This is a genomic window from Flavobacterium sp. PL002 (genome assembly GCF_054165825.1).
Genome location: NZ_CM135110.1, coordinates 3,895,311 through 3,919,260 on the forward strand (window position 1 = coordinate 3,895,311; position 23,950 = coordinate 3,919,260).

A 23,950-nucleotide genomic window follows, 5' to 3' on the forward strand; every position below is an offset into this window, starting at 1 on the left:
CGAAAATGAAATTGAAAATTATTTTAGTTATTTACTTTTCTACATTTTTAATTTCTTGTAGTTTGAACAGAAACGTTGATGGAAAATATCGTTCAAACTTTGCTGATTTAGGTTTCTTCATAACAGAAATTGAATTGAAACCAAATAATACTTTTCATTATGAATCATCAGGAGATTTACAACATATAGAACTTAATGGAAATTATACAATCCTAAATGACAAACTGTATTTGAGGTTTGAAAAAGAAGATAATGAAACAGAAAAAAGGGCTGTGAAAATTATTGGAAAAGATACTATTGTCGATTTTGAGAAACTAAATAATTCGCACAATTACAAACTAAAAAAGGAAAACGAAATAGAATATCATTTGAAATACAAAATTTCAAAAAACAAATTACAAGTATATAATATTGAAACAGGAAAATTAGTCCGAAAAGGAAAAAAATATTCTAACAGAAGAAAATATCTCATTTTTGGACCGAAAAATTATATGAAAAAAAGTTATTTAAAGAAAATTACTGAATAAAAATACAGCCACTAACAGCCGTTACAAGATATTTGGGTATTTGGCTGAATTTAAAAATGGTTTTGTACTTGGAAAACTTGTGCATAATGGAAAAAACTCGCATCTTTAATCCCAAACATCTTGTAGCGCCAAGACGTTAGCTCTAATGCCAAAAAAGATGCGGATTAACAAAATATTTTCACATAATGAACAAACCAAATATTGAAGATTTTTTAGAAATATGCAAACTAAATATTGTAGAAAAATATGTTTCTGAAATTGAGTATATAATTAGTGAATCTGATTGCATTTATTCATCAGGAATAAATATGCCAATTGAATCTATATTAAATATCTATACCAAAGCAAAAGGATATTCAGTATCATCAAAAAAATACAGTAAAGGAATATTAATTAAAGAATGGTAAAAGGCACTACAGCTAAAAGCCGTTACAAGATATTTGGGTTTTAGGCTGAATTTAAAGATGGTTTTGTATTTGGAAAATTTGTGCATAATGGAAAAAACTCGCTTCTTTAATCCCAAACATCTTGTAGCTCCAAAACGTTGACAATAATTGCGGAAAACTGTGGGTGTATTCAAGAACAGAATCAATAAGAACCGAAAAAATATGGATAAAAATGTAATTGATGCTATTTTAAATGATATTCAAAATAAACCTGAATACATATTAGAAGTATCAGATATAGTGCGTAACGGCGCTACACAAATACAATATCGGGAAATTATAAGTTTTCTATGTGAAAATGATTTCATAAGACAGCCTTTTAAAAATCATGGTAAATTTACTATTTTGGAAAAAGGTAAGGAAGTTTTGAAGTTAGGAGGTTGGAAAAAGTATTTACTTAAAGAAGAGCAAACTAAGAAACAAACTGCGCAAAAGGCAATTTATGACGCACAAATCTCAAAATTTCAGGCAACATACGGAAAATATGCGGTACCGATTTCTGCGATATCACTTTTAGTAGCAATTGGTTCATTGATAACTGGAATATTAATGTATCAATCCAGAATAAAAGAACTTGAGATTAATCAAGAAAAGCTGAAAAATAAAATTGAAAAAATTGACTCTGTGAAAAATATTATTGACCCGAAATAACTAATAGAAACTACTGGTAACAACAGTTACAAGATATTTGGTCATTTGGCTAAATTTAAAAATGGTTTTGTACTTGGAAAATTTGTGCATAAAGGAAAAACCTCGCCTCTTTAATCCCAAATCTCGTGTAGCGCAAAGCCGTTATTAGATATTTGAAAAAAAACGATGAACTGAGAAAAATAGTTTGTACAGAATTTGAATCTAAGTATTATAAAGATAGTTCGAAAGTGATGCATTTATGTCCTGATTCTACTCGTAAATTATTAGTAATGGTGAATTGTAAACACTAATTTAAAAACGGATAATGTCTTAGATCTAGTTCGAATGGGTAGAAATCTGAATACTTAAAAAATAGAGCAGAAAAGAATGGAAATTAAATATTGTTGGAGATGTAAAATGGATATGCCTATGCTTGATAAAGAAGAGTTTGCAATCGCATCTAAATTATATTCCAAAGCATTTTCAATAGCAAAAGGAAATATTCAAGAGAGATTTAAATCATTATTAGATTACTATAATAATATAACTGGATTTGTAGAGACGGAACCGTATGCAATAATGCATCACGCAATCGAACTTATTGGTCCTGATTGTACTAATTGTGGAAGACCTTTTAGAACACCTGAAGCAAAAATGTGTGTTTTGTGCGGAAAGAAAAGAAATATTACGTAAAAAAAACATCTTATATTTTTTGATATAGTTGGATTTTAGTGGAATTATCCTTTCGAAAAATATTTTAGTTAAACCGAAAATTGAGCGGTTACGATTTTACAGCCATTTCAAAGCAGTGACAGGTTAATGGTAGTTTTATAAAAAACCTTATGACAAACCTTGAACCTTTAACGCAGAAACAAAAAAAAAAATGGAATAAAATAATCCTTATTATTTTAGGTACAGTATTAACGGTGCAGTTTCTTTTTATATTCGTGTATCTTTTTGACAATGAAAATAATGATGTTGATTTATACGGGGAAATACTATTTGGTGATTTTACTTTGTACCAAAACAAAATATACGCTAGCGTGCCTAGTAATGGATATTACATGGTAGAGCAAGCGGATATACAAACATTTAAACCCATATCTGATAGTTATTATGACAAACATATGGCTATTGACAAGAAAAACGTTTACTGTGGCAACCAAATAATTCCTACGCTAGACCCATCTACTACTAAATCAATTGGAAATAACTATTATTTTGACGGACAAACAGCTTATTTTTGTGCCCCTAACACTATACAAAATGCCAATTTAGGATGGAGGCAAGGAGTTTGGAAACAAATTCAATATAATTTTTTTGAGGGTAAAAAACCTCAAACCTATTTGCATTCAACCACTTTATTACCTAAAAGTGATAAGCCATATTACGCTATTTTGAAGTCTAATACTGCAACAGATGGCAGTAAAGCGTTTTATGATGGCGAAATAATACCAGATGCAATCGTGCAGTCATTGCATCAGCTTGATAATAAATATGATGATAGTGATGTGAGAAAAAGCCGAAATTATTTTGCAGATGAACAGAGTGTTTACTATAAAACTAACAAACTGCCTATTAAAAGCCACGAAAATTTGTATACATTTTATATTGAAAATTTATTTAATGATGTTTACCTTTTCGATCCAACGTCTGGAAATGTATTTATAGGTAATATAAGTTTTGATAAACAAAACGCACCTTATAAAGTAGTTAGTAAATATGGAAATCATGTTAATCACGCGCTATTTTTGAGTAAGAATGGTGTTTTTTATTATAATAATCAAAACAAAAACATTGAAAAAGCAGGCGAAAACCCATTTTTAAATGGAAATTTCACAGAAATTGCTCCTCTTATTTTTTCAGATGGTAAAAAAACCTTGTATTTAGAATCAGGATCAATCTGGCATAATAGCAGAAGTAACAAAAGCCTAGCTTCTCGTAGCACTTACATTTTTCAACTCGACGAAAATCTACAAGCTAATTGGGTGAAAATTGGCATAGTTAGTAATCATCATTATGCATCGGTTTGGAAGAATGGCGATGCCTATTTTTACTTTGATGAACTCGGAGATACTCAACTCATTTTTCATTCCATCTATAAAATTAAAGACCAAAGCACCTTACAAAAACTTTTGGCTGATGACATAAAAATAGATAAAATAAGACAATTGAAGAGAGACAAAGCCCTTGTTCCAGTAAATAAAACTAAAATATTAGAAGCTAAAACCAAATATTATTAAATCATTAATAACTTAAAAAATGCCTTATAACGAACTTTTATCGCTGCGTATAGAAAAAATTTTGATTGAAATGAATGTTGATTTTAAGCAAAAGAAAATGTTTGGAGGGAACACTTTTATGGTTAATGATAAAATGTGTTTCGGTATTATGCAGGAGGAGATAATGCTGCGGGTTATGGATGAATTTTACGAAACATTACTTGAGGAGAATCATGTTAAACCAATGGATTTTACTAAAAAAATTATAAAAGGGTTTTTATTTATTGAAAAAGAAGCTTTTAAAACGGATAATCAATTGCTGCGATGGATTAATTACGGACTCGATTTTAGCGAACGCGGCATCTTAAAACACAAAAAGAAAAAATAAAGGTTAACTTTGTAGTTAAATTAAAAGAAAATGGCACAATTTTTAAAAATATACGAAGACAAACCTAACGAAGCAGCTATTGCAAAAGTTGTTAAGGTTTTAAAAGATGGGGGATTAGTTATATATCCTACTGATACGGTTTATGGTCTAGGTTGTGATATCACTAATACCAAAGCATTAGAGCGTATTGCAAAAATAAAAGGGATCAAACTAGAGAAAGCTAATTTCTCCTTTGTATGCCACGATTTAAGCAACATATCTGATTATGTGAGGCAAATTGACACCGCTACTTTTAAAATTTTAAAGAGAGCCTTGCCTGGTCCTTATACCTTTATTTTACCTGGTAATAATAATTTACCAAAGGAATTCAAGAAGAAAACAACGGTAGGTATTCGTGTTCCAAATAATGCAATTGCTTTAGAAATAGTACGTCAATTAGGAAATCCTATTGTTTCAACTTCTATTCGCGATGATGATGATGTAATTGAGTATACTACAGATCCAGAGTTAATTTTTGAAAAGTGGCAAAATCAAGTAGACTTGGTTATTGATGGTGGTTATGGAGATAATGTTGGGTCAACTATCATTGATTTGTCTGGAGATGAGCCAGTTGTAGTTAGAGCAGGAAAAGGAGATATTGATATTATATAATTTATTGGCAAAATATTTGATTTTACTCTAATATTTTTTATATTAGCATAAGGATATACAATTTAAAAGTATGTTATTCTTAATTATATTTAATTGGTTATTAGAAAAAGATTAAGGATACATTAAAGCAGGTCGCAAGACCTGCTTTTTCTTTTTGGTGTAAGTCTTATGAAATAGCACTCAATTTTTTTTATCAGTAGTAATGATAAAAACAGTCTAAATTTATTTCAAATGGAGTAGGTAATAATGTTGCTTCTCGAGGTTCGCCCACTGTCAGAAAACGAATTACGACTATATTATATGGTTATTGGTATATTCTATTATTATAATCGATGTTCCGTTAATTACATAAAAAAAGCGCCTCGATATTCGAGGCGCTTTTAATTATTCTAAAAGAATTAAAAACTATTTAGTTTGTTTTTTCATTTCTTTTTCAATCATTTCGTAGAATTGGTCAATTTTAGGTAAAACAACAATACGTGTTCTTCTATTACGTGCTCTGTTTTCAGCAGTATCATTATCAACTAATGGTACGTAAGAACTTCTACCCGCAGCGATAAGTTGTTCTGGTTTAACACCTAATTGGTTTGTTAAAACACGAATAATAGATGTAGAACGTTTCACACTTAAATCCCAGTTGTCAAGTAAAACACCACTTCCGTTATAAGGAACATTATCAGTATGACCTTCAACCATACATTCAAAATCTGGTTTGTCATTTACTACTTTAGCCACTTTAGCTAAAACACCTTTTGCTTTATCAGTTACTTCGTAGCTTCCTGATTTGAATAATAATTTATCAGCGATTGAGATAAAAACAACTCCTTTTTCAACGTTAATTTCGATGTCTGGATCATTTAAACCTACAGCACCTTTTAAACTAGTAACTACAGCAAGTGTAACACTGTCTTTTTTAGTTAATGCATCTTGCATTCTGCTTATTTTTAAATCTTTCTCTTTGATAGATTCTAAAGCTTTTTCGATATTCTCAGCACCTTTAGTAGTCAAAACAGTCATGTCTTTTGAGGAACTAATAAGTGTTTGATTGTGTTCTCTTAATCCTGATACAGTAGCTGTAAGCCCTGCTTTCTCTTCTAAACAAGAATTTAACTTGACAGTAGCAGAATTTAATAAATCTTGAGTTTCTTTATTTTTTGCTTCTAGGTCAGCGTATTTCTTTTTAGAAACGCATGAACTTAAAAGTGCCATAACAGATAAGGCGATTACGATTTTTTTCATAAAATTTAATGTTTAGTTTAATTACAAATTTAGTTTTTAATGATTACATATTGGACATAAAGTTCTGTTAAAATTACTTAACAAATACCTTGCCAGCCTTTATGTAATAACTATAAACGATACTTTTAGTGCTATAGTACTTATGCTGCTGGAAATCCTCTCTTTTTTTATAAGCTTTTGAGAATAAGGCGTAAAAATCAAAATGTGCTTTTAAAATGGCTGTAAAATGTTTCCATTTTCCTTTAAAAATAAATTGTATTCCTGCAACACCGTCTAGAATCATACGGGTAAAAAGTACCAAGTATAACTTTTCTTTGGGTAAATTTTTAGTCAACATTAATAGCGAATTTCTGAAATTGAGGTAGGTTTTCCTTGGATTGCCTTGTTGCAGCGTTGCGCCACCCACATGATATACCACAGATTGGTAATTGTATTTAATAGTATGTCCTTTATTTATAGCTCGCCAACATAAATCTATTTCTTCTTGATGTGCAAAGAAATCAGCATCAAAACCCGCTAATTCTTTATAAACTCGGCTTCTAATAAAAAAGCAAGCTCCTGATGCCCAAAAAATTGTTCTATTATCGTTGTATTGACTTAAATCTTCTTCAAGTGTGTCAAAAATTCGTCCCCGACAATAGGGGTAGCCATATTTATCAATGAAACCGCCAGCAGCTCCAGCGTATTCAAAGTAATTCTTCTTTTTAAAATCTAAGATTTTTGGCTGAATTATTGCAGTTTTAGGTTCCTTTTCAAAAGTTTCCAATATTGGCTGTAACCAATTCTTAGTTACCTCAATATCTGAATTTACTAAGGCATAAATTTGAGCATCAATATGTTGTAACGCTTCATTATAGCCTTGTGCAAAACCGTAATTAGCTTTGTTAATTACAATTTGTACTTCAGGATAAGTATTTTTTATAAACTCAATAGAAGTGTCTGTTGAAGCATTATCAGCGATATAAATAGTTGCTTCTGGTGAATAAGCGATTATAGATGGTAAAAACTGCTCTAAGAGTGAAACACCATTCCAATTAAGTATAACGACTGCGATTTTTTTCAAAATAAATATTTTATGTTTTTATAATCGAAAATGAATTTAAAGTACGGCTTTGGATTGACCAAAATCAGGTAAGTCTCGTAAGAATTCGTATTTTTCATTTTCATAATCCATTTGGCAAAAGTAATGATTCAATCCGTTGGTCACCATTAAATAATCGGCTTTCATAGTCATATTATAACGGGCGATTTGGTCAAAGGTAGCTTGAGCAATTTTAATTTCGGGGGCTTTACATTCAATAAGTACAAAAATAGAACCATCAGGATTAAAAACGACAACGTCATACCTTTTTCGCAAGCCGTTGACTTTTAAAACTTTTTCGACGTTTATCATTGATTTTGGATACTTTTTTTCTTCTAATAAAAAGAGTACAACATGTTGACGTACCCATTCTTCGGGTGTTAGAATGATAAATTTTTTCCTGATTTCATCAAAGATAGCCACTTTATTTTCGCTATTTTTGAATCGAAATGTATAAGAAGGAAAATTTAGTTTTTGCATAGCGCAAAAATAATATTTTTTTTGGGATAGGAACTGCATAATTAGCATACTCGCAGCATTTTTTAAATTTTGCAGTTTTGTATTTATGAGGTTTTTAATCTAAAACGAATTGGTTTACCTAAATTCCCGCGTGAGGGATAGGAATGAGCTACCGAAGTAGCATGGATAGCCCGACAGCAGTGAAGAAAAGGGCTTTATAAGTAGAAAGTGAGTGAAGCCCTTTTTTTTACTGGTGGCACGCCCAAATGGAACTTATAAAAAGATATGATTTTTTTTTTAAATTGAAAGAAGATAAATGGACGAAGTAATAAAAATTGTTAATGATATAAAGGCGGGAAATATAAAACCAATCTATTTTTTGATGGGTGAGGAGTCCTATTATATTGACAAATTATCAGATTATATTGAGAAAAACGTTTTGACTGAAGAGGAAAAAGGTTTTAATCAAACGGTTTTGTACGGTAGAGATGTATCAATTGAAGATATTGTCTCGACTGCAAAACGATATCCTATGATGGCAGATCGTCAAGTGGTTATTGTTAAGGAAGCGCAGGATTTAAGCCGTACTATTGATAAGTTAGAATCCTATGCTGAGAATCCTATGCCTAGCACCGTTCTTGTGTTTTGCTACAAGTACAAAACCTTAGATAAGCGTAAAAAAACAACCAAGCTACTTGCTAAAGCTGGGATTGTTTATGAGAGTAAAAAACTGTATGACAATCAAGTAGGGGACTGGATTAAACGTGTTCTAGCAGGTAAGAAATACAATATTGAACCCAAAGCTTCAGCAATGTTAGTGGAGTTTTTAGGTACTGACTTAAGTAAGATTAACAACGAACTGGAAAAATTACAAATTATTTTACCAAAGGGAAGTACGGTTACTCCAAAGGATATTGAGGAGAACATTGGTTTTAGTAAAGATTTTAATGTTTTTGAGTTACGAAAAGCCATTGGGGAACGCAACCAATTAAAAGCATATACTATTGCGGATAATTTTGCTAACAACCCAAAGGATAATCCTATGGTGGTTACTACGAGTTTGGTTTTTAGTTTTTTTATTCAACTGCTTAAATACCATGGGTTAAAAGATCGAAATCCTAAAAATGTAGCTGCAGTATTAGGTGTTAGTCCGTTTTTCTTAAAAGATTACGATGTTGCTCTAAAGAATTACCCCATGAGAAAAGTAAGCCAAATTGTGGCTACATTACGGGATATAGACGTTAAGAGTAAAGGAGTTGGGGCACAATCGATGTCTAATTATGACCTTTTAAGAGAAATGCTCTACAAAATATTTAATTAACGATTAAAAATTAGCGATATTTGCATATTAAAAATAAAGCAAAATATGGGAATGAATAAGAATACCATTTTAGGATGGGCCACTTTAATTATGATATTGATGGGTTTGTTATTAATAGGTCTCGGTTTTTTTAGATATAGAGATGTATCTGGATGGGGTTTTGCCGCTACTGGAGTAGGGTTCTTAGCAAATGCATGGGTTTTTAGTTCGCTAAAAGGGAGATTGTAAATTATTTTAAATTTTAAATTATAAAAAATGTCAGACGATAAGAAAGTGATTTTCTCAATGTCAAAATTGAGTAAAACCTACACAGGAGCAGACAAACCAGTACTTAAGAATATTTATTTAAGCTTTTTCTATGGAGCTAAAATTGGTATTTTAGGTCTTAACGGATCAGGAAAGTCCTCTTTATTAAAAATTATAGCTGGAGTTGATAAAAATTACCAAGGTGATGTTGTTTTCGCACCAGGCTACACTGTAGGTTATTTAGAGCAAGAACCTATTCTTGACGATAGCAAAACAGTAATCGAAATTGTACGTGAAGGGGTTGCCGAAACAATGCAGGTTCTAGAAGAATACAATAAAATCAATGACTTATTTGGTCTTGAAGAAAACTATTCTGACGCAGATAAGATGGACAAATTAATGGACCGTCAAGCCGCTTTACAAGATAAAATTGATGCATTAGGTGCTTGGGAAATTGACACCAAACTAGAGATTGCTATGGATGCGTTGCGTACGCCAGATGGTGATACGCCTATCAAAAATCTTTCGGGTGGTGAGCGTCGTCGTGTAGCTTTATGTCGTTTGTTATTGCAACAACCGGATGTATTGCTTCTTGATGAACCTACCAATCACTTGGATGCCGAGTCGGTTTTATGGTTAGAACAACATTTAGCACAATATTCAGGAACAGTAATCGCTGTAACGCACGATAGGTATTTCCTTGATAATGTAGCAGGATGGATTTTAGAGTTGGATAGAGGAGAAGGTATTCCTTGGAAAGGGAATTATTCTTCTTGGTTGGACCAAAAATCGAGCAGAATGGCTCTTGAAGAAAAAGTAGCTTCTAAACGTCGTAAAAACTTAGAACGTGAGCTGGACTGGGTTCGTCAAGGTGCCAAAGGACGTCAAACGAAACAAAAAGCGCGTTTACAGAACTATGATAAAATGCTTAATGAAGATCAAAAAGCATTAGATGAGAAATTAGAAATTTACATTCCTAATGGACCACGTTTAGGTACCAATGTAATTGAGGCAAAAGGAGTTTCTAAAGCGTATGGAGATAAATTATTATACGATAATTTGAACTTCACTTTACCACAAGCTGGAATTGTTGGAATAATCGGGCCAAACGGTGCGGGTAAATCAACTATTTTCAGAATGATAATGGGTGAAGAGAAACCAGATGCAGGTGAATTTGAAATTGGTGATACTGTAAAGATTGCCTATGTCGATCAAGCGCATTCTAATATTGATCCTAATAAATCAATCTGGGAAAACTTTTGTGATGGTCAAGAATTAATTATGATGGGTGGCCGTCAAGTGAATTCTCGTGCTTACTTAAGCCGTTTCAACTTTGGAGGAAGTGATCAAAACAAAAAAGTATCCACACTTTCTGGAGGAGAGCGTAACCGTTTGCACCTTGCGATGACTTTAAAAGAGGAAGGTAACGTTTTATTATTGGATGAGCCTACCAATGACTTGGATATTAATACACTACGTGCATTAGAAGAAGGTTTGGATAACTTTGCTGGTTGTGCGGTAGTAATATCTCACGACAGATGGTTCTTAGATAGAATTTGTACGCACATTCTAGCCTTTGAAGGAAACTCTGATGTGTATTATTTTGAAGGTGGTTTTTCTGAATATGAAGAAAATAAGAAAAAACGTTTAGGTGGTGATTTAACTCCAAAACGTTTGAAATACAGAAAATTAATCAGAGGATAATTCCTTTGATTATGAAGCTAAAAAAAGGATATCCGTACTGGATATCCTTTTTTTATTTCTTCTTTTTATCGTTATTCATCATTAAAACTACTGCAGCTACTAAAGCTATAATTACTAACCCAAAGACAAAAACGATAATTATTGAACCATTATCCCAATTTATAAGTACTCCTTTTTTCATAATGTATAGATTTAAGTGTACAAAAGTAAAAATCAAGAGCTATAAAAAATATGATAAAAGTCAGTTTTTAGTGTGTATACAGATAAAAAGCTAATCTAATTACTGAATATCCAAAAATAAACCAGCGCTATAGGTAGGTGCTGCATAGGTAATTTTTCCAGATAGTATTTCAGTGTAATTCAAACTTACACCAAATTTAGTTGAAATATAGTAAGCTGCTTCTAAGCCTAGATTGGTATATTCGACATTATTTGCAAAAATCCCTTGCCCAGTTCCAACTAAGTTACCATTGTTAAACGAACGAACATTACTAGATTTTAGCGCAATAAATACTTTATCATAAAATTTACTTCCAATTTCGCCTCCAAAATGATATTCATCAGAGAATCCGTTATTTCTATTATTAAATCCCGAATATATTTTCCCATACCAATTATGGCCACTAATTTTAAAAGGAACTCCTAAATCTAATTGAAGTAACTGATTAAATTCTCCATCACCAGTTTGCAGACTACCATCAGTTCCTCCAGATTTTTTTCCTGTTGGTAATCCTAATTTTAAGGTTCCTGACAAGGCTATTAGATCATTTTTTAAAATGCCGTAACGAATGCCTAAATCAATATCACCAATTGAATTTACTGCCTCACCGTCCGAAATTGTATTTCCCGTTTTACCAGAAACTTGCTTATTTTGATACACTCTAGCTAAAAGCGGTACATAGGCAATAAGGTCTATTTTATCACTAATTCCGTATTCACCATAAGCACTCACAACAAAATTTCCACGGGTAATATTAGGATCTTTTTCTTTCGCGCTTGTAAAATGCTCGTCAGCTACTAGTGAACTTGCAGCTAGTTTATAATAGCCATTTCCTTTTCCTTTGTTCCATTGACCGTATGACATTTGCGTGATCATCACTAGTACAATTGCTATTTTTGTAAATTTATTGGTCATCATTATTTGTTTTTGATTATTGCTTCTCCCACTTTTATTTTAAAAGGCTCACACCAATGTGTCAAATAGCCATAATCATTAATTCCTACACCCATCACATCAAGCGTAAAAGCTCCATTGTAAGTAACTCCATCGGCATCACCTTGCGAATCAATTTTGAGTGCTCCGTTAATCACATTAGGATTGTTAGTTAAATACATTGCAAAACCGGGTAAGGACTGGTCTGCACGATAATTACTTGCAAACTTAATTCGGATACCTCCTGGAATTTCAGTGATTTCAAAGTCACCTGCAGAAGCGTAAGAGCTCGTTTTAGTAATACTTCCAATTTGTACATTGGCTACTGGAGTAGGAGTAACGCTGTTTTCAATAACTGTAACTGCAATAGTCGTTTCAATTGATTTACCCTCATAAAATGTCGAAATTACAATTTCAGCATCACCTTTGCTTATTGCATTAATCTTTTTGGTTGTATTATCTACGGTGATAACAGCCGTATTATTTGATTTTAAGCTAAAATCTACAGTTTGCTTTATACCTTGACTGTCAAAAAATAAGGCATCTAATACTAAAGATTGCCCAACAGCAAAATTTGAAAAATTAGTATTAATCCGGATGCTTTCGTCTATTTCATCATTAACAATATCTTCGCTAATACAGGAGCTCAGGCCTAAAAACAGACTAATTATCCAAAATATTTTCATAACTTTCATAGTATATAATTTTTATGGTACACTATAATAGTCGCCGCCCGATCCTTTTCCTGACAAATAAATTAGATTTTTTTGGTAATAGCAGGAAATTTAGTGCCTAATTAACAGCTTTTATGTGTTATATTCTTAGTTGAGCCTAATCCTGCTTTCCGCTATAGCCCTCTATCATAAAGTTTTTTTTTACTAAGTCATAGCAGGAGCTTCCGCTGGTCGCTCTGCTATTCCTGTAAAAAATAACTTTTTTCAATCGGGGCTGTCGCTACAATCAGGGGCAGAGGAAGTGCAATTCAAGAAGAGGAGATTAAATTAATTACTTTTCTACTATTTGTAGCATCCCAAAGTTTGGGGAGTAGAATTATAATTTTAAAAGTGGATTAAAACCAAAGTAGTTTTAATCTAAAAATTTTGATTTTAAATCAGCTGTCGGAACCATGCAGCTTTCTTTCTTGCCATACCACTTATAGCGGTTGCGCGCAATAAAATCATAAACTACATTACTAAAACCAGAAGGCAGCACTTTAAAAACCGACAAAAGACTAATCGCACCACCCAGATCACTAGCAATATTCAAAGCTGCTTCCGACTTGTAATAATAAGCAATTCCAGGCTCATACAATATAATACTATCCATTTTTGAAACATCAATACCGATATGTTTGCAGATTTCCTGTCCAATTTCTGATTGCAACGAAGCAAATCTAAAAATGTCGTTTTTGTCGTTTTTAATAATAAACTGCACCGCCGAATCACACAAATTGCAAACGCCGTCAAAGAGTACTATTTTTTTGTTTTCAGGTAGTTTTTGCATTTTTATTTTTTTTGTCATTGCGAGGAACGAAGCGATCCCCCTCGCTGCATCCGTTGTGGTCTGTTTGAAGTTCTTTGTGTGATTGCTTATTTCGTCTCAATGACCGTAGATTATCTATTTCTTTTTCATTGATTCTACGAGTTCCAGTTCATCCATGCTTACTTTTGAAGTAAACATACCGTAATTTACGGTAGCTTTATTTTTTTCAATCGCATCAATTGTCCCCACAGCTTTACCATCAAGCATGCGCACGCGATCGCCTAAACGAATGATTGCTTTTGGCTTTTCGATGACTGGTTTGAGTTTTTTTTCTTTTTTCTCTTTTCGAATTTCCTCTACAATGACTTCAGCTTCTTTGATGATTTCTTTTTTCTTCTCAACGATCGCTTTTACCTCTTTAGGAGTTGCTTTTTTACGTTTAGAATTTTCAATTTCGATAATTTTTAAAAATTCTCCTATTAGGTCTTTTTTGTTTTTGTTATTGAAGTACTTCTCAGAGATATCTTCAATTTTTTGACCTATATATATTGTTTTTTGATTGCTGTCGTACAATTCTTGATAGCTTTCTAATTTTTGTTTTATCTTGGTATTGATGTTTTCCATCTTTTTACCTTCTTCACGCGCTTTGGTTTCTTCTTCTTTTAATGTCTGTGAAGTTTTTTCCATTTTAGAACGTTCTTTTTGAAGCGTAGCAATTGTTTTGTCAAAACGTACTTTTCCCACTTCAATTTTCTTCTTGGCGCGATTGATTAAACTAAAAGGGATTCCGTTTTTTAAAGCGACCTCAAAAGTAAACGAACTTCCGGCTTGGCCTAGTACTAATTTGTACATGGGCTCTAAGGTTTTCTCATCAAAAAGCATGTTGGCATTTGTGGCAAAAGGCAACTCATTTGCTAAAATTTTCAAATTAGAATAATGAGTAGTAATAATTCCAAACGCTTCTCGATGATAAAACTCTTCCAAGAAAATCTCGGCAAGAGCTCCACCCAATTCGGGATCAGAACCCGTACCAAATTCGTCAATTAAGAACATTGTTTTATCATTACACTTCTTTAAAAAGTAGTTCATGTTCTTCAATCGGTAACTGTAGGTACTTAGATGATTTTCAATAGATTGATTATCTCCAATATCTGTAAGTATTCTATCAAATAAAAAAGTTTCGGAACGTTCGTGTACTGGAATCAACATTCCTGATTGTAACATTAATTGCAGTAAACCAACTGTTTTTAATGAGATGGTTTTACCACCAGCATTAGGTCCTGATATTACAATAATTCGGTTTTCTTGTTGTAATTCAATTGTTTGTGGATGCGTGATTTCCTTTTTTTGCTTGTTGTTCAAGTACAAAATAGGGTGGTAGGCATCTCTAAAATAAAGTCGTCTGTTGTTGGTAATTGCAGGTAAAATTCCGTTAATTTTATTAGCATATTTTGCTTTTGCAGCAAGAACATCAATATCACTTAAAAAGTCTTGGTACTGAATTAATAACGGCAAATAAGGGCGAATTACATTCGATAAATTCTTTAAAATACGGGTAATTTCCTCAGCTTCCTCGTATTCTAAATTACTTAGTTCACGAGAATATCTCAAAGTCGCTTCGGGTTCAATATAGGCAATACTACCTGTTTTAGAACTTCCTAAAATAGACCCCTTTACTTTACGGCGGTACATGGCTAAAACAGCTAAAACACGACGGTTTTGAACAAAACTTTCTTTAATATCATCCAAATAGCCTAGGCTGTTATACTGCGTTAAAGCAGAACCGAAGCTTTGATTCACTTTCCCTCGTACGGTATTCATATTTCTACGAATATCCAGTAATAGGGGCGAAGCGCTGTCTTTAATTTCGCCATATTTATCAACTATAACATCTATTTGAGTGATGATGTCCTTAGTAAATTCGACTTGTTTGGCTCTGTTGTTTAAATGAGGGTAGTAATCTTCGAATTTTTTGAAATAATTCAATAAAAAATTCACTGTAGCAGATAGCGTAGCAATTTTTCTAAAACTACCTACTTCAAGAAAACTGTCCTCAATGGCTAGAAATTTTATTTCGTGCGTTATGGCATCAAATCCATGATTGGGAATCGCGTTATTATTCTGAAAAGAAGAAACATATTCAGATGTTTGCATCAAAGATTCCATCAAACTTTCTTTGTCTCTAAATGGAATAATTTCTAATGCTTTTTGTTTCCCTAAATCAGTATTACATATTGCCGAAATAGTTTCGAGAACCGTAGGAAATTGTAAATCTTGTAATGTTTTTTCTGTAATGGATATCATTCTTTATTGTAAAAGGTAAAGAAGCAAAGTTACAAAGAATGCGTGTTAAATTCGTTATTAGTTTGAGGGTAATTTAGAGGATGATTTATGGTCAATTTATATGGTTGCTCCAAAATTCATCCTTATATTTGAGGTTCACTTTGCCTTAACAACATCACAATGAATTCCTCCCTGTTTTATAGTCTTTTACGTAAAAAATTTCCTTTTAGCCCAACCTATAATCAGGATATCTTCTTTCAAAAGATTGCTATTTTTTTGACTGATACTCATAACGACACTATTTTTGTACTTAAAGGATACGCAGGAACCGGAAAAACTACAGTGATTTCAACTATTGTAAATAATTTGCTGGAACTTAATAAAAAGTATGTTTTGTTAGCGCCCACTGGTCGTGCTGCAAAAGTAATTGCTAATTATTCTGAAAAACCAGCGTTTACAATTCATAAAAAAATATATTTCCCCAAGAAATCTTCTGGCGGTGGGGTATCTTTCACCTTGCAACAAAACAAGCATAAAAACACGATTTTTATTGTGGATGAAGCTTCGATGATTTCTGATTCCAATTCAGACTCTAAATTATATGAGAATGGCTCCCTTTTAGATGACTTGATTTCGTATGTGTATTCTGGAACTAACTGTAAAATGATTCTGTTAGGAGATACCGCACAGTTGCCTCCTGTGAATTTAGACATTAGTCCGGCGCTGGATATTCATACTTTGGGTTTGCATTATAATAAAGAAATTGAACATATTGAGTTAGACGAAGTGATGCGTCAAGAAGGGGATTCCGGAATCTTATTCAATGCTACAGAGTTGCGGGAATTATTGAAAGACTCCTTCATAACCGATTTCAAATTCGATGTAAAAAAATTCAAAGATATTGTACGATTAACTGATGGTTATGATATTCAAGATGCTATAAATTCGGCTTATAGCAATTATAGTATTGAAGATACTGCATTTATTGTGCGATCTAATAAAAGAGCCAATCAATATAATGAGCAAATTAGAACTAAAATTTTGGATAAAGAAAGTGAGCTTTCTACAGGCGATTTTTTAATGGTGGTAAAGAACAATTATTTCTGGTTGAAAGATGCTGATGAAGCCGGTTTTATTGCCAATGGTGATATTATAGAAATACTCGAGATTTTTAAAATTCAAGAATTGTACGGTTTTAAATTTGCCAATGTAAAAATACGCATGGTAGATTATCCCAATCAAAAACCTTTAGAAACAGTTTTATTATTAGATACCATAAAAAGTGAATCACCATCACTTACGTATGAAGAATCAAACAGATTGTATGAAGAAGTGATGAAAGATTATGAGAGCGAAACGACCAAATATAAGAAATTCCAAAAAGTAAAAGCCAACGAGTATTTTAATGGATTGCAAGTAAAATTCTCCTATGCAATCACTTGTCATAAATCTCAAGGAGGGCAGTGGAACACCGTTTTTGTTGAGCAACCTTATTTGCCTAACGGTATTGACCGTGACTATATAAGATGGTTGTATACCGCTATGACGAGAGCAAAAAACAAATTATACTTGATTGGTTTTAAAGATGATAGTTTTGTGGAGTGATCTTATAGTTTACTTAATACCAAATTAATAATATTTATTAATAATCAAAATTAAAATAAACGGTTTATTAATTATTCTTATGAATAGCTATTTATTTTATCAAAATTTCCAATTACTTTAGCGCTATAGCAAACAATAATAATATGAAAATAATAGCAGTCATTCCAGCACGTTACGCTTCTACACGATTTCCAGCAAAACTGATGCAGGATTTGGGAGGAAAAACAGTCATTTTAAGAACCTATGAAGCGGCTGTAGAAACAGCCTTATTTGATGATGTTTTTGTTGTGACGGACTCTGATTTAATTTATAACGAAATTGTTTCGAAAGGAGGGAAAGCAATCATGAGCGTGAAAGAACACGAATCTGGGAGCGACCGAATTGCTGAAGCAATAGCCAATCTTGATGTAGATATCGTCGTAAATGTGCAGGGTGACGAACCTTTTATAGACGCTGAACCTTTGAAAAAAGTGATTGAAGTATTCAGGAATGATGCCGATAGAAAAGTTGATTTAGCTTCACTAATGCGCCAAATCACTGATGAAGAAGACATTAGTAACCCTAATAATGTAAAGGTAGTTACTGATCAGAATAACTTTGCTCTGTATTTCTCGCGTTCTGTTATTCCGTTTCCTAGAGAGAGAAATGTGGGTGTGCGTTACATGCAGCATATAGGAATTTACGCCTTTAGAAAACAAGCATTACTTGATTTTTATAGTTTACCAATGAAATCTTTGGAAGCATCCGAAAAATTAGAGCAACTACGCTATTTAGAATTTGGAAAACGCATCAAAATGGTAGAAACTACACATGTAGGAATTGGGATTGACACGATAGAAGATTTAGAAAAGGCCAGAAAAATGCTTTAATTAATCAGTGCCATCTTGTTCAAAATAACCTTTAGACTTAACCTTGGTAGAGAAAAAATTCAAGAACAATACAACATACATTAAAACCAAAAGTGCTTGCATACTTACTAGAAACTTACCAAAAGCTTTGACGGGATAATATTCCCCAAAACCAATGGTAGAGGAGGTTACAGTGCTAAAATAAATAGGATCGTACCAATGATCAAATGGTTTATTTAGATAATTATCACATGAATATAAAACGCCAAAAGCAAATACCATTTCTAGATAATTTAAAAACAACAGTAGCATTGATCTTTTATAAGAACGTGGTTTTGAGAATAAGTCTGATGCAAAAATTAAAGTAGGAATGTATAATACGGTTTCCAGCATTAAGTAAACCATAATTGCTAAGATGAATTTATTATCCTGCCACTGATTTACTATAATCATTAAAGGAAGCGCTACTTTAAATAAAACATAAAAATCTACTGTTAAATCCTCATATTCAGATCCTTTTTTAGAAACTAAATATTTAATGTAAATCCCAGGAAAAAATAATTGAGAAGAAGCCAGAAACAAGCGTACAATTTTTTCGATTCCGTTGTCATCTTGATGATCGTTATTCCAAATCGCTTTTATATTTTGAATCCTTCTTTCAATAGGATTAAATTTAGGTTTCCCCATTTTAGCAACGTTTCCTAAAAGTAGTTTTCGGATTATTTTTTTCATGTTTGACGCTTAATGATTTTGGAAAACGATACAACTCTTTAATCTTGCTTTTCAATCAAAATTAATTCATTGTGAACTTCCACTCTCGGAATAGTTCTAATCTTATAATTTGCTACATTATAATCAGTTACATATTTCTTATTTCTTATGTTGTCTTGCTCAGTCAATAACATTGTGTTGAATAACACTACGCCTGATTTATTCAATAAAAAACAAACTCGGTTTACAAAGTACTCTTCGAACAGAAAATTAGGCATTTTAGTATCTTGAAATACATCGATGATTATTAAATCATATTTATCTTTGGTTTTTAAAACAAACTCAAAAGCATCATCAATAACAATCTCTAATTGGTCGATTTGGTTTAAATTGAAGTAATTATTTGCAACTTCAATAATATCAGGATCAATCTCAACACCTGTAATTTTACCTTTAAATTTAACTTCATCAACTAGCGTTTTAATTACGCTACCACCTGCAACACCTAAGATCAGAATATGATTCATATTTAAGATCTTAGTAAAACCAATTTTTTTTAAACCAAGACGTAAAATTAGTTGTAAACTTCCGTAAGAATAATTTGTATTTTCAGAATCTAATACTAGTTTTCCGTTGTACCAAGTTACTTCAATTGATTTACTTAAGGCTGATTTTAAGGTATATATTTTTATTGGAATGAGATAACTCATTATTTTTTTTAACATCAATATAACTTTTTCGCAAAAATAAGCTTTAAATTATATATTTTGCATAAAAAATCATAAGAATGAAGGAAGTAATTTACAAATGGATATTTTTTCGCTTAATGGGTTGGAAAATAGTGGGAACTATTGCACCCGAAGTAAAAAAATGCGTGATGATGGTGATGCCACATACTAGTGCGCACGATTTTTATTTAGGAATTTTTACAAGAGGAATTACAGGATTAGAAATGAATTGGGTTGGAAAAAAAGAATTGTTTAAATTCCCACTGAATTATTATTTCAAATATATGGGCGGAGAACCTCTGGATAGGTCGGGAGGATTAAATAAAGTTGATTCGATTGCGGCTATTTTTGATCGAAAAGAAGTTTTTAGACTTGCCGTACTACCTGAGGGAACACGTAGAAAAGTAGATACTATAAAAACAGGCTTTTATTTTATAGCCTTAAAGGCCAATGTGCCTATTATTCCAGTAACATTTGATTTTGGAAGAAAACAAGTTAGTTTAGGTAAACCATTAATGCCAACAGGAAATCTCGAAGAAGATTTGGCCATCCTAAGCAAACATTTTATAGGAGTGAAAGGCAAAATTCCTAAAAACGGTTTTGAGTTTAAATAATTATTTTGAGGTAAGTAGATAATTTCATATCTTAGAGATCAATAAAACAAGGGAAACATGGATTTATTTACAGGGCAAAACCTTTTAGAGTTCGCTGAACGGTTTAAAACAGATGAACACTGCAAAGAATATTTAGCAAATTATAAATGGGAACGAGGATTTATTTGTTTAAAATGTAAGCATACAAAGAGTCAAATCCGCAAAGATTTTTCCAGAACTTGTAATATCTGCAGCCATACAGAAACCGCGGCGGCAAACACTTTATTTCATAAGGTTAAGTTTGGTTTACGCAAAGCCTTTTTTATATGTTTTGAGATGTCAACCACCACTAAAAGTTTATCTGCCAGTTACATGGGAGTTCGCTATGGAGTTACAGAAAAAACAGCACGTTTATTTATGCACAAAATTAGAGAAGCGATGAAATCTAGTGAGAATCATCCAATGGACGGAACTGTTCATGTTGATGAATTCGTTATTGGAGGAAAGGAAAAAGGTAAAGTAGGCAGGAGTTATGATAGCAAGAAAAAAAAGGTTGTAACAGCAGTGGAACTAACAGATGAAGGAAAAATTAAAAGAATGTATGCCTTGAAAATTGATAATTATTCAGCCAAAGAATTAGAGACAATATTTGAAAAGCACATTAATAAAAATGCAAAAATAACCACAGATAAATGGAAAGGTTATCGTCCTTTATTTGGAGATTATAATATCACACAAATAGAAAGCAACAAAGGGATGAATTTTATGGCATTGCACACAATGATTCATCAAGTAAAATCATGGATTAGAACAACATATTCATCGGTAAGTGACTTTAATATAAACAGGTATCTTGATGAATTTTGTTATCGAATTAACCGTTCTCAAAGCAAAGACACAATATTCAACAATTTGATAGTAAGAATGGTCGAGTCAGAAAAAATATATCAATCTAAAATTATATGTTCGTAACTACTGACCTCAATAATTATTTTTTGATAATAAATTGTAAAACTATAATTATAGTTGATTAAGCTTAACCTCAATTCATAAACTGAATGGAGGTTTTTTTATGGAACATAACTTTTGAAAGTACCGTCTTTATAGAAAATTACAATTTTATCAATTTCGGCTTCATTAGTTTTTTTTATCGTTTTCATTTCCGTTTCTCTTTTATCTTGAATTGGCACCACACTTTCATTTTTTTCTTCATCAAATAAGCCATTCGGGATGGTATGATTAATAGGAGCGTGGGGTATTGTTTTTTCGTTATCTGAAATAGCATTTTTTGGAAAACTACCTTTGCCGTTTAAAATCCAATATAAATCTACTTCAGGATAAACATCTAAAATTTTCAATACAAAATCAAGACTTGGTTTATTTCTACCAGATAATAGATGGGATAAACTAGAGCGCTGTACACCAATTTTATCAGCAAAAGCAGAGGCATTTATGCCATAATAATCCAAAATAATTTCTAGACGTTTTATAAAATCTTCGATGTTTACCATTGTAAATTGTATTTTAAAGAATACTATTTACAAATGTAACAAAAAGAAGTTGATTAAACAATATTACATAAGTAAACAGTGTTTTAAATCCATATAAAGCTACATTAATACTTTAGCTTACATAAATCAATCTACTGAAAAATAGTGTTTTAGTGTGTTTATTTAACATTAGTAACAATTGTTATTTTATTAAGCGCTAATACTACTATAATAGTAAACTAGGCTGTTTACAATTATAAAAAACAACTTAAATTAGTTGTTTACAATTGTAAAAATAAAGATGTTTACTTTTGTAAACCAAATAAGAAGCTATGAATTTAGAACAACTATACACTGAGAATAAAGAACAATCAATTTCAGGAAGATACATTACATTAGAAAATATTGAACCAATATTAAACCGATTAAACACTAATAACCAACTTTCAATTATTGGAAAATCAGTACTAGAAAGGCCTATTTATAAATATCAAATTGGAAATGGGAAAACTAAAATATTTCTCTGGTCGCAAATGCACGGTAATGAAAGTACTACTACAAAAGCATTGTTTGATTTTGTAAATCTATTGCACAGTGGTACTGATTTAGCTAAACAATTCTTAAATACATTTACATTTTGCGCAATTCCCATGTTGAATCCAGATGGCGCTACCTTATATACACGTGCAAATGCAAATAAAGTAGACCTAAATAGGGATTCACAAGACTTAACACAACCAGAAAGCAAGTTACTTAGAGCTGTTTTTGAAGAATTCCAGCCTGATTACTGCTTTAACCTTCATGATCAGCGAACAATATTTGGTGTAGCTGATTCTGGTAAACCAGCTACATTATCGTTCTTAGCACCGGCTTATAATGAGGCGCGTGAGGTTAATGAATCAAGATTAAAGGCAATAAATTTAATTGCGGGTATCAATACCGTTTTGCAACAATATATCCCCAATCAAGTAGGTAGATTTGATGATTCCTTTAATATTGACTGTATTGGGGATACTTTTCAATTCCTTGGTGCTGCCACGATTTTGTTTGAAGCGGGGCATTTTCAAGAAGATTATCAAAGAGAGGAAACACGTAAATATGTATATATGGCATTAATTACAAGTTTTACTACACTTTGCGAAAACGATATAGTTAGCAATGGATATGACAAATATTTGAGTATTCCTCAGAATAAAGTCGTTTTTTATGATTTTATATATAAAAATGTCAAAATAAATTATGATGGTATAGAAAAAATAACGAATTTTGCTGCGCAATACAAAGAAGAGTTAATTGATAATAATGTATCATTTAATGCTTATATATCAGAAATCGGCAATATAGACGGTTATTTTGCTCACACTGAATATGATGCCCAAGGGGCAAAGTATAGTGACGAGCAAGGGAGTTTTCCGAAATTAAATCAAAAAGCCAATTTTTCATTAGATAATAACATGAAAAGTGTTAACGGATTGATAAAAAAATAATATTTTACATCCTTTTCATGTTTTTATATATATTTTTACACTTTGTTTGAGCAAATAATAATATTAATTAAAAGAATATGAGTAAGTTCCGTTTAGATGAAGTAGATCATCAAATTTTAGATATGTTGATTGACAACACAAGGGTTCCTTTTACAGATATAGCAAAGAAATTATTAATTTCTGCTGGTACTGTACACGTTAGGGTTAAAAAAATGGAAGATGCAGGAATCATTATGGGATCTTCACTAGTACTTGACTATGATAAATTAGGATACTCTTTTATCGCTTATGTTGGTGTTTTTCTTAACAATACTTCACAAACTAAATTTGTTTTAGAAAGAATCAACGAGATTCCTTTTGTAACAGTAGCTTCTGTGACAACTGGTAAATTTAATATTTTTTGTAAAATTAGAGCAAAAGATACAAAGCATGCAAAAGATGTTATTTTTATGATTGATGATATTGATGGTGTTTATAGAACAGAAACTATGATCTCACTTGAAGAAAGCATCAATGATAAGAAGCGTTTAATGCATACTATTTTTAAAAATATGTAATACAAACTTGAATGCTATATTTAAAATATAACCTCAAGTTAGTTCTTGGGGTTATTTTTTTATAACTATTTTCCACTACAACCAACCAACTATAACAAA

General features: G+C 31.8%; 27 protein-coding genes. 16 read left to right on the top strand and 11 right to left on the bottom strand.

Annotated elements, in window-relative coordinates; translation table 11 throughout:
- Positions 1-5 precede the first annotated feature (5 nt).
- The 7 genes from ACVEGE_RS17070 (at position 6) to ACVEGE_RS17100 (ending at position 4,864) form a co-directional block, all read left to right on the top strand.
- The gene (locus ACVEGE_RS17070) at positions 6-527 is read left to right on the top strand and encodes a hypothetical protein (RefSeq protein WP_458008581.1); all 522 of its coding nucleotides are present in this window, start codon (positions 6-8) and stop codon (positions 525-527) included.
- A gap of 185 nt (positions 528-712) precedes the next feature.
- Entirely contained in the window at positions 713-934 is a 222-nt protein-coding gene (locus tag ACVEGE_RS17075; protein ID WP_192500596.1) for a hypothetical protein, read from the top strand.
- 201 nt (positions 935-1,135) lie between these two features.
- Complete coding sequence (locus ACVEGE_RS17080; protein ID WP_192500597.1) at positions 1,136-1,624, top strand: hypothetical protein; 489 nt, start codon at positions 1,136-1,138, stop codon at positions 1,622-1,624.
- A 402-nt stretch (positions 1,625-2,026) separates the two neighbouring features.
- A complete protein-coding gene (locus ACVEGE_RS17085) occupies positions 2,027-2,296 on the top strand; it encodes a hypothetical protein (protein WP_225738096.1) in 270 nt (89 codons plus the stop codon).
- Between the two features lie 149 nt (positions 2,297-2,445).
- Positions 2,446-3,846, top strand: a complete 1,401-nt coding sequence (locus tag ACVEGE_RS17090) for a DKNYY domain-containing protein (RefSeq protein WP_192500599.1) — start codon at positions 2,446-2,448, stop codon at positions 3,844-3,846.
- A gap of 19 nt (positions 3,847-3,865) precedes the next feature.
- Positions 3,866-4,213, top strand: coding sequence for a TfoX/Sxy family protein (locus ACVEGE_RS17095; protein ID WP_173852212.1), 348 nt, complete (start codon positions 3,866-3,868; stop codon positions 4,211-4,213).
- Between the two features lie 30 nt (positions 4,214-4,243).
- The gene (locus ACVEGE_RS17100) at positions 4,244-4,864 is read left to right on the top strand and encodes an L-threonylcarbamoyladenylate synthase (RefSeq protein WP_173852214.1); all 621 of its coding nucleotides are present in this window, start codon (positions 4,244-4,246) and stop codon (positions 4,862-4,864) included.
- A 405-nt stretch (positions 4,865-5,269) separates the two neighbouring features.
- Here the strand turns inward: ACVEGE_RS17100 and ACVEGE_RS17105 are convergent, their stop codons facing one another.
- From ACVEGE_RS17105 to ACVEGE_RS17115, 3 genes are all read right to left on the bottom strand, one after another.
- The gene (locus ACVEGE_RS17105; RefSeq protein ID WP_192500600.1) at positions 5,270-6,103 is read right to left on the bottom strand and encodes an OmpA/MotB family protein; all 834 of its coding nucleotides are present in this window, start codon (positions 6,101-6,103) and stop codon (positions 5,270-5,272) included.
- A gap of 73 nt (positions 6,104-6,176) precedes the next feature.
- On the bottom strand, positions 6,177-7,166 hold the full coding sequence (locus tag ACVEGE_RS17110) for a glycosyltransferase family 2 protein (protein ID WP_192500601.1): 990 nt from the start codon (positions 7,164-7,166) through the stop codon (positions 6,177-6,179).
- Between the two features lie 36 nt (positions 7,167-7,202).
- Positions 7,203-7,664, bottom strand: coding sequence for a type I restriction enzyme HsdR N-terminal domain-containing protein (locus ACVEGE_RS17115; protein WP_173852220.1), 462 nt, complete (start codon positions 7,662-7,664; stop codon positions 7,203-7,205).
- A gap of 295 nt (positions 7,665-7,959) precedes the next feature.
- Here ACVEGE_RS17115 and holA point away from each other — a divergent pair, with 295 nt between their 5' ends.
- Genes holA through ettA form a run of 3 tightly spaced genes read left to right on the top strand, consistent with a single transcriptional unit; the run spans position 7,960 to position 10,914 of the window.
- A complete protein-coding gene (holA, locus tag ACVEGE_RS17120) occupies positions 7,960-8,964 on the top strand; it encodes a DNA polymerase III subunit delta (protein WP_173855125.1) in 1,005 nt (334 codons plus the stop codon).
- A 45-nt stretch (positions 8,965-9,009) separates the two neighbouring features.
- Positions 9,010-9,192, top strand: a complete 183-nt coding sequence (locus ACVEGE_RS17125; protein ID WP_173852224.1) for a CAL67264 family membrane protein — start codon at positions 9,010-9,012, stop codon at positions 9,190-9,192.
- Positions 9,193-9,219: 27 nt separating this feature from the next.
- The gene (gene ettA / locus ACVEGE_RS17130; RefSeq protein ID WP_173852226.1) at positions 9,220-10,914 is read left to right on the top strand and encodes an energy-dependent translational throttle protein EttA; all 1,695 of its coding nucleotides are present in this window, start codon (positions 9,220-9,222) and stop codon (positions 10,912-10,914) included.
- 52 nt (positions 10,915-10,966) lie between these two features.
- Here ettA and ACVEGE_RS17135 read toward each other — a convergent pair whose 3' ends face one another.
- From ACVEGE_RS17135 to ACVEGE_RS17155, 5 genes are all read right to left on the bottom strand, one after another.
- The gene (locus ACVEGE_RS17135) at positions 10,967-11,095 is read right to left on the bottom strand and encodes a hypothetical protein (RefSeq protein ID WP_255505328.1); all 129 of its coding nucleotides are present in this window, start codon (positions 11,093-11,095) and stop codon (positions 10,967-10,969) included.
- 99 nt (positions 11,096-11,194) lie between these two features.
- Positions 11,195-12,052, bottom strand: coding sequence for a hypothetical protein (locus tag ACVEGE_RS17140; protein WP_192500602.1), 858 nt, complete (start codon positions 12,050-12,052; stop codon positions 11,195-11,197).
- Positions 12,052-12,762, bottom strand: a complete 711-nt coding sequence (locus tag ACVEGE_RS17145; RefSeq protein ID WP_192500603.1) for a hypothetical protein — start codon at positions 12,760-12,762, stop codon at positions 12,052-12,054. The genes ACVEGE_RS17140 and ACVEGE_RS17145 overlap by 1 nt, the downstream gene beginning before the upstream one ends.
- 391 nt (positions 12,763-13,153) lie before the next feature.
- Complete coding sequence (locus tag ACVEGE_RS17150; protein WP_192500604.1) at positions 13,154-13,570, bottom strand: thiol-disulfide oxidoreductase DCC family protein; 417 nt, start codon at positions 13,568-13,570, stop codon at positions 13,154-13,156.
- 114 nt (positions 13,571-13,684) lie between these two features.
- Positions 13,685-15,853, bottom strand: a complete 2,169-nt coding sequence (locus ACVEGE_RS17155) for an endonuclease MutS2 (RefSeq protein WP_173855129.1) — start codon at positions 15,851-15,853, stop codon at positions 13,685-13,687.
- A 159-nt stretch (positions 15,854-16,012) separates the two neighbouring features.
- Here ACVEGE_RS17155 and ACVEGE_RS17160 point away from each other — a divergent pair, with 159 nt between their 5' ends.
- Positions 16,013-17,437 (top strand): ATP-dependent DNA helicase, encoded by a 1,425-nt coding sequence (locus ACVEGE_RS17160; RefSeq protein ID WP_173852236.1) that lies wholly within the window; start codon positions 16,013-16,015, stop codon positions 17,435-17,437.
- A gap of 143 nt (positions 17,438-17,580) precedes the next feature.
- Positions 17,581-18,306, top strand: a complete 726-nt coding sequence (kdsB, locus tag ACVEGE_RS17165; RefSeq protein WP_192500605.1) for a 3-deoxy-manno-octulosonate cytidylyltransferase — start codon at positions 17,581-17,583, stop codon at positions 18,304-18,306.
- Here kdsB and ACVEGE_RS17170 read toward each other — a convergent pair whose 3' ends face one another.
- Positions 18,307-19,017 carry a potassium channel family protein gene (locus tag ACVEGE_RS17170; protein WP_173855132.1) on the bottom strand — a complete coding sequence of 237 codons (711 nt, stop codon included), beginning with the start codon at positions 19,015-19,017 and terminating at the stop codon, positions 18,307-18,309.
- A 38-nt stretch (positions 19,018-19,055) separates the two neighbouring features.
- A complete protein-coding gene (locus ACVEGE_RS17175) occupies positions 19,056-19,721 on the bottom strand; it encodes a spermidine synthase (RefSeq protein WP_192500606.1) in 666 nt (221 codons plus the stop codon).
- 62 nt (positions 19,722-19,783) lie between these two features.
- Here ACVEGE_RS17175 and ACVEGE_RS17180 point away from each other — a divergent pair, with 62 nt between their 5' ends.
- Both ACVEGE_RS17180 and ACVEGE_RS17185 read left to right on the top strand, forming a co-directional pair.
- Positions 19,784-20,338 (top strand): 1-acyl-sn-glycerol-3-phosphate acyltransferase, encoded by a 555-nt coding sequence (locus ACVEGE_RS17180; RefSeq protein ID WP_173855133.1) that lies wholly within the window; start codon positions 19,784-19,786, stop codon positions 20,336-20,338.
- Between the two features lie 57 nt (positions 20,339-20,395).
- A complete protein-coding gene (locus tag ACVEGE_RS17185) occupies positions 20,396-21,289 on the top strand; it encodes an IS1595 family transposase (protein ID WP_192501064.1) in 894 nt (297 codons plus the stop codon).
- 98 nt (positions 21,290-21,387) lie between these two features.
- Here the strand turns inward: ACVEGE_RS17185 and ACVEGE_RS17190 are convergent, their stop codons facing one another.
- Complete coding sequence (locus ACVEGE_RS17190) at positions 21,388-21,828, bottom strand: helix-turn-helix domain-containing protein (protein ID WP_192501811.1); 441 nt, start codon at positions 21,826-21,828, stop codon at positions 21,388-21,390.
- A gap of 311 nt (positions 21,829-22,139) precedes the next feature.
- Between ACVEGE_RS17190 and ACVEGE_RS17195 the strand changes: the two genes are divergently transcribed.
- Positions 22,140-23,294 carry a M14 family metallopeptidase gene (locus ACVEGE_RS17195; protein WP_192501810.1) on the top strand — a complete coding sequence of 385 codons (1,155 nt, stop codon included), beginning with the start codon at positions 22,140-22,142 and terminating at the stop codon, positions 23,292-23,294.
- 77 nt (positions 23,295-23,371) lie between these two features.
- Complete coding sequence (locus tag ACVEGE_RS17200) at positions 23,372-23,851, top strand: Lrp/AsnC family transcriptional regulator (RefSeq protein WP_072943262.1); 480 nt, start codon at positions 23,372-23,374, stop codon at positions 23,849-23,851.
- Positions 23,852-23,950 lie beyond the last annotated feature (99 nt).